The following is an 18,029-nucleotide window of genomic DNA, read 5'->3' on the forward strand; positions in this document are numbered from 1 at the left end:
ATCGTTGAAAAGAACTAGCGGGCGCTTCGCCTTGCCTGGAAGAAGGTCACCAGAGCCGCCACCACGATGGCGATGCCGCTAATTCCCACCATCGTGATGCCTGGGACCGGATCCTCGTCGAGAAGCTGCGGCATGGCTCGCAAAGCCACCGCGCTATTGGGCTCATTCGACATCGGCGGCTGCAGTGATTCAATCTGAGCGCGGGTAAGTTCATCGCTGACAATCACGGCAAGATCCGGCGACTTCACCACCACCGTGTCCACCTGGTGAGCATCCTGCAGCTTGGTGGCGAGATCCCTATAGATATCACTGCGCTGGCCTAGATCATCGAGGACCAAAACCTCCATGTCCCCGTAGGGGCGGTCATGCATCTGATTGACGATCTCTTCGAGCTCTTGTTGCAACGCTGGATTAGGAGATTCCAACACAACATCTTGATCCTTCAATGGCTCATTGAAGCGATCGAAGTATTCCTGCGGAGTGGTCAACCTAGCTCCCCTGCTCGTGTTCGGCCCGGCTATCACCGGGCGTCCTTACTATCAGTGCCGTATATCAACAGTATGTATAGGCATGCTTGGAATCAGCTTGGCATAGCCTGCCTGCCAAGGTGGCACACCACGCCGGGGGAAGCCGAAGGCGACACGATCACCTAGATGGGGCTAGAAAACCCAAACAGAACGAACGTACTGTTAAAATACGCGTCAGGCGACGCTGCACCCGCTCTAACACGCTAGGCTTAGTGGTACGAGGCGATGATGTTGCAGCGCCCGTAAGCTCGCACACCAGCACACCTTGCTGGGGGTTCGGGTTTTGAAACAACATTCACGATAAGGAACTGGAGCTCACTGTGACTGAAAGCAAGAACTCCTTCAACGCCAAGCAAAAGCTTGAGGTTGGCGATAAGTCCTATGACTACTTCGCCCTCAATGCTGTTGATGGCCTGGAGAAGCTGCCGTACTCCCTGAAGGTTCTCGCCGAGAACCTTCTGCGCACCGAGGACGGCGCCAACATTACAACCGAGCACATCGAGGCGCTTGCACAGTGGGACCCCTCGGCTGAGCCGAATGTGGAAATTCAGTTCACCCCCGCCCGTGTGCTCATGCAGGACTTCACCGGCGTGCCCTGCGTGGTAGACCTTGCCACCATGCGCGAGGCCGTGAAGACCTTGGGCGGCGACCCCGATCAGGTTAACCCCCTCAACCCCGCCGAAATGGTGATCGACCACTCCGTGATCGTTGAGGCCTTCGGCTCCTCCGACGCTCTGGAAAAGAACGTCGAGATCGAATACGAGCGCAATGAAGAGCGCTACCAGTTCCTGCGCTGGGGCGCAGAGAACTTCTCCAACTTCCGCGTGGTTCCTCCCGGAACCGGCATCGTGCACCAGGTGAACATCGAGTACCTGGCGCGCGTGGTCTTCGACAACAACGGCCTCGCCTACCCCGATACCTGTATTGGTACCGACTCCCACACCACCATGGAAAACGGCCTGGGCATCCTCGGCTGGGGCGTTGGCGGCATCGAAGCAGAGGCTGCCATGCTCGGCCAGCCCGTATCCATGCTGATTCCTAAGGTTGTTGGCTTCAAGCTCACCGGCGAGATCCCCGTTGGCGTGACCGCTACCGACGTGGTGCTCACCATCACCGAGATGCTGCGTGAGCACGGCGTGGTGCAGAAGTTTGTCGAGTTCTACGGCAATGGCGTGAAGTCCATCCCGCTGGCAAACCGCGCCACCATCGGCAACATGAGCCCCGAGTTCGGCTCCACCTGTGCGATCTTCCCGATCGACGAAGAGACCACCAAGTACATGCACCTCACCGGCCGTCCCGAAGAGCAGATCAAGCTCGTCGAGGCATACGCCAAGGCTCAGGGCATGTGGCTCGAGCAGGACGCTCCCGAGGCGAAGTACTCCGAGTACCTCGAGCTGGATCTCTCCACCGTGGTGCCCTCCATTGCAGGCCCCAAGCGTCCCCAGGACCGCATCCTGCTGTCGGAGGCGAAGGAGCAGTTCCGCAAGGACCTGCCCACCTACGCCGAGGGCGAAATCTGCGAAGAAGACGAAGGTCTGCAGGCTGTGCGCATGGGCGCCGAGGGCGAGGATCAGTCCGGCGACGAAGAGAGCCTGGCACCGAACTTCAACTCCTCCCGCGAGGGCCACGGCGAGACCCTGGCTACCACTGCCAAGGGCCGTCAGTCCAAGCCGGTCACGGTGCAGTCGCCGCACGGTGGCGAGTTCACCATCGATCACGGCATGGTTGCCATCGCCTCGATCACCTCGTGTACCAACACCTCGAACCCCTCGGTGATGATTGGTGCCGGCCTGATCGCACGCAAGGCCGCTGAAAAGGGCCTGAAGGCAAAGCCTTGGGTCAAGACCATCTGTGCTCCTGGCTCCCAGGTTGTGGATGGCTACTACCAGCGCGCAGACCTCTGGAAGGATCTTGAGGCTCTCGGCTTCTACCTCTCCGGCTTCGGCTGCACCACCTGTATTGGTAACTCCGGTCCGCTCCCGCAGGAGATTTCCGACGCCATCAACGAGCACGATCTGGCTGCAACCGCAGTGCTGTCGGGTAACCGCAACTTCGAGGGTCGTATCTCCCCGGATGTGAAGATGAACTATCTGGCATCCCCGATCATGGTGATCGCCTACGCTATCGCCGGCACCATGGACTTCGACTTCGAAAACGAAGCACTCGGACAGGATCAAGATGGCAACGACGTCTTCTTGAAGGACATCTGGCCTTCCACCGATGAAATCGAAAAGACCATCGCAGAGGCCATCTCCCGCGAACTCTACGAAGCTGACTACGCTGACGTGTTCAAGGGCGACGAGCAGTGGCAGAACCTCGACATCCCCACCGGCAAGACCTTCGAGTGGGACGAGGAATCCACCTACATCCGCAAGGCTCCTTACTTCGACGGCATGGAAGTAGAGCCCAAGCCGGTGCAGGACATCAAGGGCGCTCGCGTGCTGGCGAAGCTGGGCGACTCGGTCACCACCGACCACATCTCCCCCGCTTCTTCCATCAAGCCCGGCACCCCTGCTGCTCAGTACCTCGATGCCAACGGTGTGGAACGCAACGACTACAACTCGCTGGGTTCACGTCGTGGTAACCACGAGGTGATGATGCGTGGCACCTTCGCCAACATCCGTCTGCAGAACCAGCTTGTCGACGTCGCCGGTGGCTACACCTTGGACTTCACCAAGGAAGACGCACCGCAGGCCTTCATCTTCGACGCTTGCGAAAACTACAAGGCAGCCGGCACCCCGCTGGTTGTCCTCGCAGGCAAGGAGTACGGCACCGGTTCCTCCCGCGACTGGGCTGCTAAGGGCACCAACCTGCTCGGCGTGAAGGCCGTCATCACCGAGAGCTTCGAGCGTATTCACCGCTCCAACCTCATCGGCATGGGCGTGATCCCGCTGCAGTTCCCTGAGGGCGAGTCCCACGAGTCCCTCGGCCTTGACGGCCACGAGACCTTCGATATCACCGGTATCGAGGAGCTCAACGAGGGCACCACTCCGAAGACCGTTCACGTGACTGCCACCAAGGAGTCGGGTGAAACCGTCGAATTCGATGCAGTGGTTCGCATCGACACCCCCGGTGAAGCTGCGTACTACCGCCACGGCGGCATCTTGCAGTACGTGCTACGCCAGATGATCAAGGGCTAAACCCTGATCGCGTTGCAGGGGATCGGACAGACCGGTCCCCTGCACTTTTTATTTCAAGTTCTCCTAAGTTAAAGAAGAAAGCCCACCGCCATGCCCGTGGTAAGCAACGCCGAACTGAGCTCGCGCCGCCAAGAAATTCTCGAAGGTGCCAGGCGCTGCTTTGCCGAACACGGCTATGAAGGTGCCACGGTGCGTCGTCTCGAAGAGGCCGTTGGCAAATCTCGCGGAGCCATCTTCCACCACTTTGGAGATAAAGAGCACCTCTTTTTAGCTCTGGCCCGCGAAGACGCCACCCGCATGGCGGAGGTGGTAGCTCAGCACGGTTTGGTAGACGTGATGCGCGATATGCTTGCCCACCCCGAGCGCTACGACTGGTTTTTCACCCGCTTAGAGATCACCACCATGCTGCGCACCGACCCAGCCTTTCGCACACGGTGGCAGGAACACCAAAGCGTTCTGGACAAAGCGGTTCGCGAAAGGCTCGAACACAACGCATCCCTCGGCCGCATGCGTGACGACGTGCCAATCGACGTTCTTCACCTCTACCTTGAAACTGTCCTCGATGGCTTCATTTCCCGCCTTGCTGCAGGTGAACGCCGTGAACGACTTGAGAGCATGCTCGATCTTGTAGAGGAATCAATACGCCTGAACACCACCGTGCAGCACTAAGGTACACCCGCAAAACTTTCACAATCTAGACCAAGAGGTCTAGTATGGGCACATGCTCAAAGTGCTGCTAGTTTCTGTTCGCACCGGCGAAGGCGTGATCCAGGCCGAATACGAGGACATCCTCGACACCACCGGGCTCAACCCTGAACAGATCACCCACCAGATCATCGACGACCCAGAAGACGCCATCGACCTCAGCGTTGAAGACTTCGACGGCATCATCGTCGGCGGCAGCCCCCTGAATGTCACCAACGAGGAATACAGCCCCTGGCAGCACACCGTGCACCGCGAGCTGCGTGCCTTGATCACCACTGACATTCCCACGCTTTTTATTTGCTACGGCAACTCCTTTGTCACCGACGCCACCGGTGGCGTTGTTCGTCGCAACTTCCCTGAGCAAGCAGGCCCGAGCATGGTGCAGCTCAGCGAAGCTGGCAAACGCGATCCGCTCCTTCAAGGCCTGCCCGAGTCCTTCTATGCACTCAGCGGGCACACCGAAAGTGCCGAGGAACTATCTTCAGACGTCACCCTGCTGGCCAGCGGACCCCACTGCCCTATTCAAGCCATCCGAGCCAACGCCACCACCTGGGCCACACAATTCCACCCAGAGCTGACCCCAGAAGGCTTTGTCAAGCGCATCGGGTTTTATAAAGACTACGGCTACTTCAACGCCGCCGAGTTCGAACAGGTCGCCGATCGCGCCCGCAAAGTTGATACCAAAGCCGCCAACCAAATCATGCGCAACTTCCTCGATATTTGCGCAGCTCAGCGCGGCTAAGAGGCTACGTGCTTCGGAGGCTTGGCTCCGAAGCCGCCCACGCTGGATAGGGCTCAGGCATAACTAGCAGTAGGATGCTCGTTATGTTTGCCATCATTTCTGTTACCGGTAAGGATCACACCGGCATTATCGCAGCAGTCTCAGCGGCATGTGCTGAGCTAGAAGTGAATATTAACAACGTCTCCCAAACCATCATGGATGGTTATTTCACCATGATCCTGCACGTCTCCTTCGATGAGTCGGCCACCAGCATCGATGCCATCCAAGAGCGTATGCACCAGGTGGAAGAGCAGGAGGCGCTGGTGATTCGGATCCAGTCGCAGGCCATCTTCGACGCAATGAACACCATCTAGGTGGCGGCGATGCAACAACCTATGACCACTTTGCACTCCTCCTCCAATATCCTCGACACCATCGAGATGATCGAGCAATACCGCCTGGACATTCGCACGGTCACCATGGGCATCTCGTTGCTTGATTGCGTGCGCGGTTCCATGGAGGAAACCTGTGAGGCTGTAGAAGCAAAGATCACCCGATTGGCGGCACGACTGGTGCCCGAGTGCGAGGCGATTGAGCGCGAACTCGGCATTCCGATTGTGAATAAGCGCATCTCTGTGACCCCCATCGCGTTGATCGCCGCTGCCCACGAAGAATCCCCGGTTCCGCTGGCTCATGCCCTCGACCGCGCCGCAAAGAAGGTAGGCGTGAACTTCGTCGGTGGCTATTCCGCCCTGGTGGAAAAGGGCATGACCGAAGGTGATCGCCGACTCATTGCTTCTATCCCCGAAGCGCTAAGCCAAACCGATGTGGTGTGCTCTTCTGTCAATGTTGGTTCTTCGCGCGCAGGCATCAATATGGACGCCGTGCGTGAGCTCGGGCTCGTGATTAAAGAAGCTGCTGAGCTGACCAAGGACCGTGACGCCATCGCGTGCGCCAAGCTCGTGGTCTTTGCTAACTCCGTTGGCGATAACCCCTTCATGGCTGGTGCCTTCCACGGCGTGGAGGAGCCAGATTGCGTGGTAAGCGTTGGCGTGTCGGGGCCCGGTGTTGTCGACCGTGCCCTTGGCTCGCTTGAGGGCGCAAGCCTGAACGAAGTGGCTGAGGAAATCAAAAAGGCCGCCTTCAAAATCACCCGCGCAGGTCAGCTCGTTGGCAACATGGCCTCCGAGCGTCTAGGGGTGCCTTTTGGCATCGTCGACCTTTCGCTTGCTCCCACCGCCGAGTTGGGCGATTCCGTGGCACATATCCTCGAGCACATGGGCTTAGATCAGGCCGGCACCCACGGCACCACTGCCGCGCTGGCGTTGCTCAACGACGCAGTGAAAAAGGGCGGCATGATGGCATGCTCGCGCATTGGTGGACTTTCCGGCTCCTTTATCCCCGTGTCTGAAGATAAGGGCATGATCGACGCGGTTCGTGCCGGCAATATTTCTTTGGACAAGCTCGAAGCCATGACCGCCATCTGCTCGGTGGGCCTGGATATGGTGGCCATTCCTGGCGATACCACCGCAGCGCACATCTCAGGCATGATCGCCGATGAGGCCGCCATTGGTGTGATGAACCATAAGACCACCGCGGTGCGCGTCATCCCTGTCCCCGGCACCAAGCCCGGTGATGAAGTCAACTTCGGCGGCTTGCTCGGCTACGCACCCGTGATTCCCGTATCCAAGGTTGGCAACGAAGAATTCATCGCTCGCGGTGGCTTCATCCCCGCCCCGGTACACGGCTTCAGGAATTAGCTTTTCGACGTCTCAGCGCACCTATTTCCGGCCGAAGATCAAGAAAGCAGGCGAGCCCACACCATTGATGAAGGTGATGGGCAGCCACCAGCCCTTCTTGCCACGAATGTTTTCTGCCGGCAGGTGGTAGAGGTAATGCCAGGCAGCCAGCTTGGCCACAAGGTCGGCTCCTCCGATAACAAGGAGGCCGGCCTTTTGTGTTTGGCTCAAGTCCTCCCAAGTAGTCTTCTGAGAACACGCACGAAGCTTCATGTGGACGAGGATACGCCCCCTGGCAGGTGCAACGTGGCCAAGCAAGGAGCACTAGACTCGGCGACATGTTTGAAGGATTTCCATTAGACACGTTCCGTTCCCGCATCGAAGTGGCAAAGCAGGCGGCTGCAAAAGCTGGGTTGGACGGTGTCCTGATTACCCCAGGCCCGGACTTCGAGTACCTGCTGGATTCCAAAATGCACACCCACGAACGCTTCGCCGGTCTGGTGTTGGGCCAACGCGACTTTGTGTTCGCCCCAGGCGTCGACGTGGCCGATTTAAAGAACTCCGTGGCAGGAGCACTCGGCATTGAGATCCGTGGTTGGAATGACGGCGAAGATCCCTATAGCTTCATCCCGGCAGGCAAGCTCGCCGTCAGTGCAGCGATGACCGCCGATCACCTCCTGGAACTGCAGCGCCGCGGTGTCGAGGCAGTCAACGCCACCAAGGTGCTGGCAGAAGCTTTCGTGCAAAAAGACGAAGCGGAGATCCGCGAGCTCACGCGCGCCGCTCAAGCCATCGACGCGGTCCACCGCGAGGTTCCCCGGTTGCTGCGCGCCGGTATCACTGAACGGCAGGTGGCCGATAAGCTGCGCGAGCTGATCCTTGAAGAGCACGTCGAGGTGGACTTCATCATCGTCGGTTCCGGACCACATGGTGCCGATCCCCACCACGACTTTTCTGATCGCGTGATTGAAGAAGGCGACATCGTGGTGGTCGATATCGGCGGCACTTTGGATTCCGGCTACCACTCCGACTGCACCCGCAACTACGTGGTGGGTAAGCCCACGGCTGAACAGCAGGAAATCTACGATGTGCTCCAAAAAGCACAGGAAGCCGGCCTGGCATTTGCAAAGCCCGGTGTGCGTGCAGGCGAGGTAGACAAGGTGGTGCGAGACATCATCGAAGAAGCCGGCTATGGCGAGTACTTCATCCACCGCACCGGCCACGGCATTGGGCTTTCCTGCCATGAGGAGCCCTTCATCATCGCCGGTAATGACGTGGTGCTGCGCGAGGGCATGGCCTTTTCCATCGAACCGGGCGTGTACTTCCCTGGCCAATGGGGTGCTCGCGTTGAAGACATCGTCATCCTTGAAGCCGATGGGGCTCGCCCGATCAACCTCACTCCGCACGAGCTGCAACAGGTCTAAGCGCTACTCCTGCTTCTTGTACGCAGGATTAAAAAGAAGGCAGACCCCTGCCCTACTCCCCTGAGCCATGCTCGTTGGGGACTAAGAAGCAAGGGGTCTGCCTTTATGTGAAGGCCTGAACAACCGCCTAGTGCACGTCGATAAACTTGCGATTGATCCAGCCGCGCATGAGGAACATGATAATGCCCACGCCAGCGGCACCAGCACAAAGCGCCAGGAAGTAAGCGCGCTCAGCTCCGGCATCGTTGGGGTCGTAGAACGCTGCCAAGGAACCAGACAGCGCGGTGCCAAGGCTCACGCTCAGCATCCACAACGCGAACATACGCGTGGGGAAGGCTGCCGGGGCAAGGCGGGTGGCCATCGAGTTACCCACAGGGCTTAACAGCAACTCTGCCATGGTGAGCAAGAAGAGGATCACTGCCAGCACCCAGAACGGCGTGGAGTTGGCCTCGCCACCTGCGAAGGGCAAGAAGATGAGCATGGTCAGACCCGATACCAGCAGCGCCAGGGCAAACTTCACGCCGTAGGTGGGTTGCTTATTACCGAGCTTGGTCCACATCGAGGCGAAGACGCCGGCGAAAATGATGATGAACAGCGGGTTGATGGACTGCACCATGCCTGGGGGTACTTCCCAGCCAAAGAGGTTACGGTTCAGGCGCTGGTCGGAGTAGACGGCGAGCACTGTGAATTGCTGCTGGAAGATGGAGAAGAACAAGACGCCAGCAAGGAACATCGGGATAAAACCAATGAGCCTGGAGCGCTCGTCTGCGGTGACGAGATCGGAGCGATACATCTCAACCCACAGACCCACGGCGATGATCAAAGCGATCAAGGCGGTGATGTTTGAAAGCTGATTGATGTGCAGCACGCCGGTGACAAAGAGCATGACAAAGCCAACGATGACCACGGCTGCGCCGATGAATACCGGGAGGTACTTGCTCTTGGGAAGCGGGTTTGCAACCTCGTGTCCGGCATCTTTAATGGTTTGCTTACGCATGGTGATGTACTGGAACAAGCCGATGGCCATCATGATGGCCGCAGCACCAAAGCCCCAGTGGAAGCCCTTCCAGCCCCACAGTGCGTTGGTGATCAGCGGGCCGAGCAGACCGCCGATATTCACACCCATGTAGTAGATGGAGAAGCCACCGTCACGGCGAGGATCATCGCGATCATAGAGCTGGCCGAGCACCACCTGTGAGGTGGTCTTGAGTCCACCAGAACCGACGGCAATACAGACCAGGCCGATTGCCACGCCGACGAAGCCAGGCAGGATGGCGAGGCTGATGTGGCCGCACATGACCAAGATGGCGGAATAGAACAGCGTTCGTTCTGCGGAGAGGATGCGGTCTGCTACCCAGGCGCCGGCCACACTAGTAAGGTAGACCAAACCACCATAAGCGCCGACGATGGATAGTGCCGTAGATTCCCGCATTCCCAGGCCGCCATCGGCAACTGAGTAGTACAGGTAATACGCCAAGAGCGCTTGGAGGCCGTAGAAGCTGAAACGCTCCCACATCTCAACGCCGGATAGATTGGCTAGTCCCCAAGGATGACCGAAAAACTGGCGCTCACCGGCAGAATGTTCTGCCGCTGTGTCAGATTCATGTGTTTCGGAGCGCACAAGAAACTCCCTTGTTGTGTGTTCGTGCAGATGAACGGACTATAACACCCGCTTCGCAGCGCACACGATTTAGCCCTCCTATGCCTTGGGGTTGGCACCTCCTCATCCGGCAGGTGCCCTGGGTTTAGGCGAGCTCAACGATCTCCATGTACTCGTCGTTCCACAAGTCCTCATCGCCGTCAGGGAGCACAATGACCCGTTCTGGTTCCAGGGCGCGCACAGCTCCTGGGTCGTGGGTAACGAGCACCACTGCCCCTTCATAGCTTCGGAGCGCATCGAGTACTTGTTCTCGCGAGACTGGATCGAGGTTATTGGTCGGCTCATCAAGCAGCAGCACATTGGCGCGAGAAGACACCAGTGCGGCGAGTGCTAGACGAGTTTTTTCACCACCGGACAGCGTGCCTGCGGGCTGGTCGAGCTGTTCTCCAGAGAACATAAAGGCGCCAAGGAGGCCTCGCAGGTCTTGCTCCCCTGCTTCTGGGCAGGCCTCGATGGTGTTTTGCCATACCGATTTTTGGGGATCGATGGTGTCGTGTTCCTGAGCGAAGTAGCCAATTTTGAGCCCGTGGCCGGTGACGATGCCGCCTTCGCCATCGGTGCGTTCTACTCCGGCGAGCAATTTCAGCAGCGTGGTCTTACCGGCGCCATTGAATCCGAGCACGACCACCCTGGATCCTTTATCAATGGCTAGATCCACGCCAGCGAACACTTCGAGGGAACCATACATTTTGGTCAGCCCCTTGGCGTGCAGCGGCGTTTTACCGCAGGGTGCCGGTGTGGGGAATTTGATATGTGCCACGCGGTCTTGTTGTCGCACCTCGTCCAATGAGCCCATCATGCGCTCAGCACGAGCCAGCATCTGCTTGGCTGCAGCCGCCTTGGTGGCCTTGGCTCCCAGGCGCGCGGCTTGATCTTTGAGCGCCGCAGCCTTCTTCTCGGCATTAGCGCGCTCGCGCCTACGACGCGCCTCATCGGTAGCGCGGGCGTCTTTGTACTTGGCAAAGCTCATGTTGTACACATCAGCCTCGGCACGCACGGCGTCAAGGAACCACACCTTATTGCACACTGCATCGAGAAGTTCCACGTCGTGCGAGATCATGATCAGGCCACCTTCATGCTTAGTAAGAAAGTGACGCAACCAGGTGATCGAATCGGCATCAAGGTGGTTCGTTGGCTCGTCGAGAAGCAAGGTAACCTGCGACTTTCCCGAACCTGCGCTGGCGGCAAAAAGGATCTGGGCCAATTCCACGCGGCGACGCTGACCACCAGAAAGGGTGCTGAGTTTCTGGTCGAGGATTCGGGCGGGTAAGCCTAAGTTGTCGCAGATACGCGCAGCCTCCGAAGAAGCCTCATAGCCGCCGAGGGCGTGGTAGCGCTCCTCTAAGCGTGAGTACTTTCGAATAGCCGCGTCGCGCTTACTCGGCTGCTCGGTGGTCTCCATGATCTCTTGCTGGCGTTCCATGGATTGCACGATCTGATCCAGGCCACGGGCAGATAACACCCTGTCGCGGGCGGTCTGCTCGATATTGCCTTCCCTGGAATCCTGCGGCAGATAGCCGATCTCACCACTTCGGACCACTGTGCCGGCATAGGGTTCAGTCTCGCCGGAAAGGATACGCATCGTGGTGGTTTTGCCAGCACCGTTGCGCCCGACAAGGCCGATGCGATCCCCGGGCTGTACCCGAAGATGTTGGCCGGGTGCATGCAGCAAGGTTCGAGCGCCTACGCGCACTTCCAGATCATTGGTGACAATCACGAGGCAAGAGCCTATCAGGCTGCCAAAATTCGCAGTTTCACCAGGTACAGTGGCCGTCGCAAAGCAAAAAGCGCCATCACACACAATGCGATGGCGCTTTTTTGGGGAAATGAACTAGACCGAGAATCCCAGGGCTCGAAGCTGCTCGCGGCCTTCCTCGGTAATCATGTGCGGACCCCACGGTGGCATCCACACCCAATTCAAGGTCAGCGACTCTGCTACCCCATTGCCAACCACTGCCTGTTGGGCTTGGTCTTCCAACACGTCAGTCAGCGGACAAGCAGGAGACGTTAGCGTCATATTCACATGAGCCTGCGTCTCGTTTTCCATCCAGATGTCGTAGACCAAACCGAGATCGACCACGTTAATTCCGAGCTCCGGGTCAATCACATCACGGAGGTACTCTTCGACGTCTGCCGCCTTCGCCAAATCGGCTTCGGACTGTTCAGGCCGTTGAGGCTCTTTGTTTTCTTGTACGTTGTCTTCGCTCACGTTATTGCTCCTGTGCTTCTAATGCCTCAGATGTTGCTGCTTGAAAGGCCTTCCAGCCAAGCAGGGCGCACTTCACACGCGCCGGGTATTTAGCCACACCGGAAAACGCGATGCCATCGCCGATGAGCTCGTCATCACCTTCCAGCTTGCCGCGGGAGGTAATCATCTTTTCAAACTCAGCGAGCTTTTCCATCGCTGTGGCAACGGGTTGCCCGACGATCTCTTCAGCCATCACCGAGGTCGACGCCTGAGAAATCGAGCACCCTTCAGCGTCATAGGACACATCTTCCACCGTCTGACCATCCTCGGAGAGATGCACGCGCAGGGTGATCTCGTCGCCGCAGGAAGGATTGACGTGGTGAACTTCTGCACCATAGTTATCCCGCAGCCCTGCATGATGCGGGTTTTTATAGTGATCCAGGATCACTTCCTGGTACATCGACTCAAGGTTCATGATCTACTCATCCTCTACTTGGAAGAAGCGCTTGGCGTAGACGATGGCCTCCGCCAGAGCATCAACTTCCTCCTTGGAGTTGTATAGGTAAAACGAGGCACGGGCCGTGGACTGCACCTTCAGGCTCCTGTGGGCTGGCCACGCACAGTGGTGGCCAACACGGATGCACACGCCGCGATCATCAAGGACCTGGCCTAAATCATGCGGATGCAAGCCCTCGACAACAAAGCTCACGGCGGCACCACGATCCTGCGCAGAGGTCGGTCCGATGATCTTCAATCCGGGGATCGCTTGCAAGCGTTCAAGGGCGTAGGCACACAGTTCGTGCTCGTGAGCCTCGATGTTTTCCATTCCTACTTCATTGAGGAACTTCACCGCTTCACCTAAGCCAACCACCTGGCTATTCATCTGGGTGCCGGCCTCAAATCGCTGTGGCGGAGGTGCATAGGTCGATCCCTCCATCTTCACCACCTCGATCATGGAGCCACCAGTGAGAAATGGTGGGAGCTGCGCCAGAATCTCGCGCTTGCCATAAAGCGCACCCACACCCTGAGGGCCGCACATCTTGTGGCCGGAAAAGGCCGCAAAATCAACGTCAAGGGCGTGGAAATCAACCGGCATATGAGGCACCGACTGGCATGCATCGAGCACCGTCAACGCTCCTACCTCGCGTGCGCGAGCCACCATTTCAGCCACATCGGCTTGCGCCCCGGTCACATTGGACTGATGGGTAAAGGCCACAACCTTCACACTCGAATCAAGTGTGAGCGAATCAAGGTCGATGCGTCCGTCCTCGGTGGCGCGGTACCACTTCAATTGCGCACCGGTGCGGCGGCATAGTTCCTGCCACGGCACCAGATTGGCGTGGTGTTCGATCTCGGTAACGACCACGGTGTCGCCTTCGCCCACCGCCAAATCTCCGGCCCTCGTATCTCCTAAAACGTAGGCCACAAGGTTGAGGGCTTCCGTTGCGTTTTTGCAAAAAGCCAACTCATCGCCATCGGCACCGACGAAGGCTGCGATGGCGTCGCGGGCGTCTTCGTAGGCATCGGTGGCTTCTTCTGCCAACTGATAAGCACCGCGGTGCACCGGCGCGTTGGTGTGGAGCACGAAGTGCTCTTCGGCGCGCCAGACCCGCTCGGGGCGCTGAGAGGTAGCGCCCGAGTCGAGGTACACCAGGGGCTGATCGTTTCTTACGGTGCGCTGAAGGATCGGAAACTCGGCGCGGATTGCGTCAAGGTTGAGCGTGCCGTCTTCAAGGCTAAAGCGGCTCATGAAATGAACTTGTCGTAGCCGTTCGCCTCGAGCTCGTCGGCAAGCTCAGGGCCACCGGATGTCACGATCTGGCCATTGGCAAAGACATGGACATGATCGGGCTGCACATAGTTGAGAATGCGCTTGTAGTGGGTGATCATGATGATGCCGCCGTTGGTTTCTTCCTGGTAGCGGTTGATGCCCTCGGAAACAATGCGCAGTGCATCCACGTCCAGACCGGAGTCGGTTTCATCCATCACCGCGAACTTGGGGCGCAGCAGATCGAGCTGCAGCACCTCGTGGCGCTTCTTCTCGCCACCGGAGAAGCCTTCGTTCACCGAGCGCTCAGCAAAGGCCTTATCAATGGAGAGCTGGTCTTGGGCTTGACGTACTTCCTTGACCCATTCGCGCAGTTTGGGAGCCTCGCCGCGCACAGCGGTGGCGGCGGAACGAAGGAAGTTTGCCATGGAAACGCCGGGGATTTCCGTGGGGTACTGCATAGCCAAGAACAGGCCTGCGCGGGCGCGCTCATCTACTTCGAGATCCAGCAGGTTCTCGCCGTCGAGCAGCACCTCGCCTTCGGTGATCTCATAGCGAGGGTGGCCGGCCAGGGTGTAGGCCAAGGTGGACTTACCGGAGCCATTGGGGCCCATGATGGCGTGGGTTTCGCCGGAATTCACGGTCAGGTTCACGCCTTTGAGGATCGGCTTCGGCTCGGCGTTCTCGTCAGCGGGAATAACCTGTGCGTGCAGATTGCGAATTTCAAGTGTGCTCATGCGTATCGTTTTTCTTTCAGCTTTGTTGGGGATGCGTTGGGGTTAGCGCGTTTTGGCTTTGAGGGTGTCGAGTTCTTCTGCCACTCGTCGCTCAAGCTCCTCGCGGATATCAGCAACGGGGATGCGTCCAATGACCTCGGAGAAGAAGCCGCGAACGATCAACCGGCGTGCTTCTTCTGCGGGAATGCCGCGGGAACGCAGGTAGAACTCTTGCTCATCGTCAAAGCGACCCACGGTGGCAGCGTGACCGGCGCCGGCGATCTCGCCGGTTTCGATCTCCAGGTTCGGCACCGCGTCGGCTCGTGCACCTTCGGTGAGCACGAGGTTGCGGTTGGCCTCGTAGGTGTCGGTGCCTTGTGCGTTGGCGCGAATGAGTACATCCCCAACCCAGGCGGTTCGTGCCTCTGGCTTATCGGAGGCCTTATCGGCCTGGAGTGCACCCTTGTACAGCACGTTGGAGCGGCAGTTGGGCACTGCGTGGTCTACCAGGAGGCGCTGCTCGAAGAACTGTCCGTCATCAGCGAAGTACACGCCGAGCATCTCGGCATCGCCGCCGGGGGCGCTAAAGCGCACGCGGGGCACGATGCGGACGATCTCGCCGCCGAATACGGCCACGTTGTGGCGCAGGGTGGCGTCGCGGCCAAGCACTGCTGCCTGACCGGAAAGGTGTACTGCGTCGTCATCCCAGGAGGCATCTACGATCACGGTGAGTTTGGCGTTATCGCCAATGATGAACTCAACGTTATCGGCGTGAGTGCCAGAGCCGGTGTAGCGAAGATCCACCACTGCTTCTGCACCTTCGGCTACATCGATCACCAGGTGGCCAAAGCTGGTAACGCCTTCGCCTTTGCCCTGCACGTGCACGGTCACTGGCTCGGTGTTGAGAGAATCCTTCTCGAAGTGCACATAGCGTGCCTTTTCTGCGGAGCTAAATGCTTGGGCACCTACGCGGTCCACGGCGCCACCGGTGCGGCGCAGGCGCTCGTCTTGAGGCTCGAGCACGGCAGTTTCTACACCCTGAGCACCCTCGGGCACGGTGATTTCAACGTTCGGGACTACGCCTTCGGCGAATTCACCATTGTGGAGCCCACGGAGGCGACGAAGCGGCACGAATTGCCACACTTCATCCTTGCCATGAGGCACGTCGAAGTCTGCAACATCAAAGGAGGTGAACAGGTCGCCCTTGTTGTTGTGGACGGTTGCGTTTTTTACAGTTGCATCGGCCATGTGGATTAACCCACCGATCCTTCCATCTGCAGTTCGATCAAGCGGTTGAGCTCCAAGGCGTATTCCATTGGCAGCTCCTTGGCAATGGGCTCGACAAAGCCGCGAACGATCATGGCCATTGCCTCGTCCTCGGCGATGCCACGGGACATGAGGTAGAACAATTGCTCCTCAGATACCTGCGACACGGTGGCCTCGTGGCCAAGTGAGACGTGATCGTTACGGATGTCGTTATAGGGGTAGGTATCCGAACGCGAGATGTTGTCTACCAACAGTGCGTCACATTCCACGTTTGAGGTGGAGTGGTGTGCGTTGGCGTTGATGCGCACCAGGCCACGGTAGGCTGCGCGCCCGCCGCCACGGGCCACGGACTTCGACACGATATTGGAGGAAGTGTGTGGTGCCATGTGGGTCATCTTCGCGCCGGTGTCTTGGAATTGGCCTTCGCCGGCGAAGGCGACGGAGAGCACTTCACCTTTGGCATAAGGGCCGGTCATCCACACAGCCGGGTACTTCATGGTGACCTTGGAGCCAATGTTGCCGTCCACCCATTCCATGGTGGCGCCCTCTTCGCACTTGGTGCGCTTGGTCACGAGGTTGTAGACGTTATTGGACCAGTTCTGGATGGTGGTGTAGCGGCAACGGCCACCCTTTTTCACGATGATTTCCACCACGGCGGAGTGCAGCGAATCCGACTTATAAATCGGCGCGGTGCAGCCTTCCACGTAGTGCACATAGGCGTCTTCATCCACGATGATCAGCGTGCGCTCAAACTGGCCCATGTTCTCGGTGTTGATGCGGAAGTAGGCCTGGAGCGGGATCTCTACGTGCACGCCCTTGGGCACATAAATAAAGGAACCACCCGACCACACTGCGGAGTTCAGCGCGGAGAATTTATTGTCGCCCGCAGGAATCACGGTGCCGAAGTACTCCTTGAAGAGTTCTTCGTGCTCGCGCAGGGCGGTGTCGGTATCAACGAAGATCACGCCCTGGCTTTCGAGGTCCTCACGGATCTGGTGGTAGACCACCTCGGACTCGTACTGCGCGGCTACACCGGCAACAAGCCGCTGCTTTTCGGCCTCGGGGATACCGAGTTTGTCGTAGGTGTTTTTAATGTCCTCGGGCAGATCCTCCCAGGTGGTGGCCTGTTGCTCGGTGGAACGCACGAAGTACTTAATGTTGTCGAAGTCAATATCCGACAAATCGGCACCCCAGGTGGGAAGCGGCTTCTTATCAAAGATGCGCAATGCCTTGAGGCGCTGTTCAAGCATCCATTCGGGCTCATTCTTCTTTGCAGAAATATCCCGAACGACGTCTTCGTTCAAACCGCGGCGTGCCGAGGCACCGGCGGCGTCTGAGTCATGCCAGCCGTAGTTGTATGGGCCGATGGACTCGATGATCTCGTCGTCGGTCTGCGGTGCATGTGACGTCGCTTGAGTCATGAACCGCTCCTTTCTGTGGGGTGATGATCGTGGGTGTTTACTATCGGGGTGATTGGAATATTGGTTGTACACAAGTCGTGGCCATCGGCGATTGAAGCCAACGGTTGCACATGATGGCCCAATAGGGCGGCAATGGCTTCGTGCTCGGCCTCGCAGAGCTCCGGAAACTGCGCAGCTACCCCTGAGATAGGACAGTGATGCTGGCAGATTTGCACGCTATGTCCAGCATTACTCAATGTGGCTTCGTGCCCATGGCGGCTGAGCGCCTCGACGAGCTTTTCGGCAATCTGCTCAATTGCAGATTCCCCTGCTGTTTCAGGCTTTTCGACGCCAGCGAGCAGCTCTTCAGCGCGTTTGCGGGCAAAGGCGCGCACAGCGGCTTCCCCACCAGTTTCCTTCAAGGTTTGCAATGCTTGAAAGGCCAATTCGTCATATCCATGACCAAATTGAGCACGCCCCTGATCGGTGAGACGGAAGGCCTTGGCTGGCCTGCCGCGGCCTTTGTGTGCGCTTCCGCGAGGCGGAGCAACTTCTGCAAGGCCATCTTCGATCAGGGCGTCAATATGGCGACGAATACCCGTTGGCGTGAGCTCAAGCGTGGCCGCGATTGTCGAGGCGCTCACGGGTGCATCTTTGAGCATCACGCTCATGATCTGGCGCCGCGTCTCGCCTTCAACGCTTCGCGTTTCTTTCAGGCTCTCACTTGACTTCGCCATTGGGCATTCACCTCCTTGGTGCTTTTGACTCACGACGG

General features: G+C 58.4%; 17 protein-coding genes. 6 read left to right on the forward strand and 11 right to left on the reverse strand.

Going from position 1 to position 18,029, the window contains the following annotated elements; all coding sequences use genetic code 11:
- Window positions 1–14 precede the first annotated feature (14 nt).
- Window positions 15–488, reverse strand: coding sequence for an Rv1476 family membrane protein (locus IEU99_RS00565; RefSeq protein ID WP_128889819.1), 474 nt, complete (start codon window positions 486–488; stop codon window positions 15–17).
- A gap of 359 nt (window positions 489–847) precedes the next feature.
- Here IEU99_RS00565 and acnA point away from each other — a divergent pair, with 359 nt between their 5' ends.
- The 5 genes from acnA to IEU99_RS00590 all read left to right on the forward strand — a co-directional run bounded on the left by acnA (window position 848) and on the right by IEU99_RS00590 (window position 6,853).
- Window positions 848–3,667 (forward strand): aconitate hydratase AcnA, encoded by a 2,820-nt coding sequence (acnA, locus tag IEU99_RS00570; RefSeq protein ID WP_128889818.1) that lies wholly within the window; start codon window positions 848–850, stop codon window positions 3,665–3,667.
- A gap of 90 nt (window positions 3,668–3,757) precedes the next feature.
- Complete coding sequence (locus tag IEU99_RS00575) at window positions 3,758–4,336, forward strand: TetR/AcrR family transcriptional regulator (protein WP_128889817.1); 579 nt, start codon at window positions 3,758–3,760, stop codon at window positions 4,334–4,336.
- A gap of 52 nt (window positions 4,337–4,388) precedes the next feature.
- Window positions 4,389–5,114: a glutamine amidotransferase gene (locus IEU99_RS00580; RefSeq protein WP_128889816.1), complete on the forward strand. Its 726-nt coding sequence runs from the start codon at window positions 4,389–4,391 to the stop codon at window positions 5,112–5,114.
- Window positions 5,115–5,197: 83 nt separating this feature from the next.
- Window positions 5,198–5,467: an ACT domain-containing protein gene (locus IEU99_RS00585; protein WP_128889815.1), complete on the forward strand. Its 270-nt coding sequence runs from the start codon at window positions 5,198–5,200 to the stop codon at window positions 5,465–5,467.
- A gap of 21 nt (window positions 5,468–5,488) precedes the next feature.
- Window positions 5,489–6,853 carry a PFL family protein gene (locus IEU99_RS00590; protein ID WP_128889814.1) on the forward strand — a complete coding sequence of 455 codons (1,365 nt, stop codon included), beginning with the start codon at window positions 5,489–5,491 and terminating at the stop codon, window positions 6,851–6,853.
- Between the two features lie 21 nt (window positions 6,854–6,874).
- Here the strand turns inward: IEU99_RS00590 and IEU99_RS00595 are convergent, their stop codons facing one another.
- Complete coding sequence (locus tag IEU99_RS00595) at window positions 6,875–7,105, reverse strand: hypothetical protein (protein WP_128889813.1); 231 nt, start codon at window positions 7,103–7,105, stop codon at window positions 6,875–6,877.
- Window positions 7,106–7,170: 65 nt separating this feature from the next.
- Between IEU99_RS00595 and IEU99_RS00600 the strand changes: the two genes are divergently transcribed.
- On the forward strand, window positions 7,171–8,256 hold the full coding sequence (locus IEU99_RS00600; protein ID WP_128889812.1) for a M24 family metallopeptidase: 1,086 nt from the start codon (window positions 7,171–7,173) through the stop codon (window positions 8,254–8,256).
- A 127-nt stretch (window positions 8,257–8,383) separates the two neighbouring features.
- On the opposite strand, the gene IEU99_RS00605 is transcribed toward IEU99_RS00600, so the two are convergent.
- From IEU99_RS00605 to IEU99_RS00645, 9 genes are all read right to left on the reverse strand, one after another.
- On the reverse strand, window positions 8,384–9,877 hold the full coding sequence (locus tag IEU99_RS00605; protein ID WP_128889811.1) for a peptide MFS transporter: 1,494 nt from the start codon (window positions 9,875–9,877) through the stop codon (window positions 8,384–8,386).
- 124 nt (window positions 9,878–10,001) lie between these two features.
- Window positions 10,002–11,633, reverse strand: a complete 1,632-nt coding sequence (locus tag IEU99_RS00610; RefSeq protein ID WP_128889810.1) for an ABC-F family ATP-binding cassette domain-containing protein — start codon at window positions 11,631–11,633, stop codon at window positions 10,002–10,004.
- Between the two features lie 114 nt (window positions 11,634–11,747).
- Entirely contained in the window at window positions 11,748–12,125 is a 378-nt protein-coding gene (locus IEU99_RS00615) for a metal-sulfur cluster assembly factor (protein WP_128889809.1), read from the reverse strand.
- A gap of 1 nt (window position 12,126) precedes the next feature.
- The gene (gene sufU, locus IEU99_RS00620) at window positions 12,127–12,579 is read right to left on the reverse strand and encodes a Fe-S cluster assembly sulfur transfer protein SufU (RefSeq protein WP_128889808.1); all 453 of its coding nucleotides are present in this window, start codon (window positions 12,577–12,579) and stop codon (window positions 12,127–12,129) included.
- Window positions 12,580–12,582: 3 nt separating this feature from the next.
- A complete protein-coding gene (locus IEU99_RS00625) occupies window positions 12,583–13,854 on the reverse strand; it encodes a cysteine desulfurase (protein ID WP_128889807.1) in 1,272 nt (423 codons plus the stop codon).
- On the reverse strand, window positions 13,851–14,609 hold the full coding sequence (gene sufC / locus IEU99_RS00630; protein WP_128889806.1) for a Fe-S cluster assembly ATPase SufC: 759 nt from the start codon (window positions 14,607–14,609) through the stop codon (window positions 13,851–13,853). The genes IEU99_RS00625 and sufC overlap by 4 nt, the downstream gene beginning before the upstream one ends.
- 42 nt (window positions 14,610–14,651) lie before the next feature.
- Window positions 14,652–15,836, reverse strand: coding sequence for a Fe-S cluster assembly protein SufD (sufD, locus tag IEU99_RS00635; protein ID WP_128889805.1), 1,185 nt, complete (start codon window positions 15,834–15,836; stop codon window positions 14,652–14,654).
- A gap of 5 nt (window positions 15,837–15,841) precedes the next feature.
- Window positions 15,842–17,275, reverse strand: coding sequence for a Fe-S cluster assembly protein SufB (gene sufB, locus IEU99_RS00640; RefSeq protein ID WP_123960184.1), 1,434 nt, complete (start codon window positions 17,273–17,275; stop codon window positions 15,842–15,844).
- Entirely contained in the window at window positions 17,272–17,991 is a 720-nt protein-coding gene (locus tag IEU99_RS00645; protein ID WP_128889804.1) for a helix-turn-helix transcriptional regulator, read from the reverse strand. The genes sufB and IEU99_RS00645 overlap by 4 nt, the downstream gene beginning before the upstream one ends.
- Window positions 17,992–18,029: the final 38 nt, after the last annotated feature.

It is taken from the genome of Corynebacterium pelargi (assembly GCF_014635485.1).
Lineage (GTDB): Bacteria > Actinomycetota > Actinomycetes > Mycobacteriales > Mycobacteriaceae > Corynebacterium > Corynebacterium pelargi.

What these genes read in the sequence shown, in the direction of transcription:
- sufB (WP_123960184.1), bottom strand. Translation starts at nt 17,275, where the DNA reads ATGACTCAAGCGACGTCACATGCACCGCAGACCGACGACGAGATCATC.
- sufU (WP_128889808.1), bottom strand. Translation starts at nt 12,579, where the DNA reads ATGAACCTTGAGTCGATGTACCAGGAAGTGATCCTGGATCACTATAAA.
- IEU99_RS00580 (WP_128889816.1), top strand. Translation starts at nt 4,389, where the DNA reads ATGCTCAAAGTGCTGCTAGTTTCTGTTCGCACCGGCGAAGGCGTGATC.
- IEU99_RS00575 (WP_128889817.1), top strand. Translation starts at nt 3,758, where the DNA reads ATGCCCGTGGTAAGCAACGCCGAACTGAGCTCGCGCCGCCAAGAAATT.
- sufC (WP_128889806.1), bottom strand. Translation starts at nt 14,609, where the DNA reads ATGAGCACACTTGAAATTCGCAATCTGCACGCACAGGTTATTCCCGCT.
- IEU99_RS00600 (WP_128889812.1), top strand. Translation starts at nt 7,171, where the DNA reads ATGTTTGAAGGATTTCCATTAGACACGTTCCGTTCCCGCATCGAAGTG.
- IEU99_RS00585 (WP_128889815.1), top strand. Translation starts at nt 5,198, where the DNA reads ATGTTTGCCATCATTTCTGTTACCGGTAAGGATCACACCGGCATTATC.
- sufD (WP_128889805.1), bottom strand. Translation starts at nt 15,836, where the DNA reads ATGGCCGATGCAACTGTAAAAAACGCAACCGTCCACAACAACAAGGGC.
- IEU99_RS00645 (WP_128889804.1), bottom strand. Translation starts at nt 17,991, where the DNA reads ATGGCGAAGTCAAGTGAGAGCCTGAAAGAAACGCGAAGCGTTGAAGGC.
- IEU99_RS00590 (WP_128889814.1), top strand. Translation starts at nt 5,489, where the DNA reads ATGACCACTTTGCACTCCTCCTCCAATATCCTCGACACCATCGAGATG.
- IEU99_RS00625 (WP_128889807.1), bottom strand. Translation starts at nt 13,854, where the DNA reads ATGAGCCGCTTTAGCCTTGAAGACGGCACGCTCAACCTTGACGCAATC.
- IEU99_RS00595 (WP_128889813.1), bottom strand. Translation starts at nt 7,105, where the DNA reads ATGAAGCTTCGTGCGTGTTCTCAGAAGACTACTTGGGAGGACTTGAGC.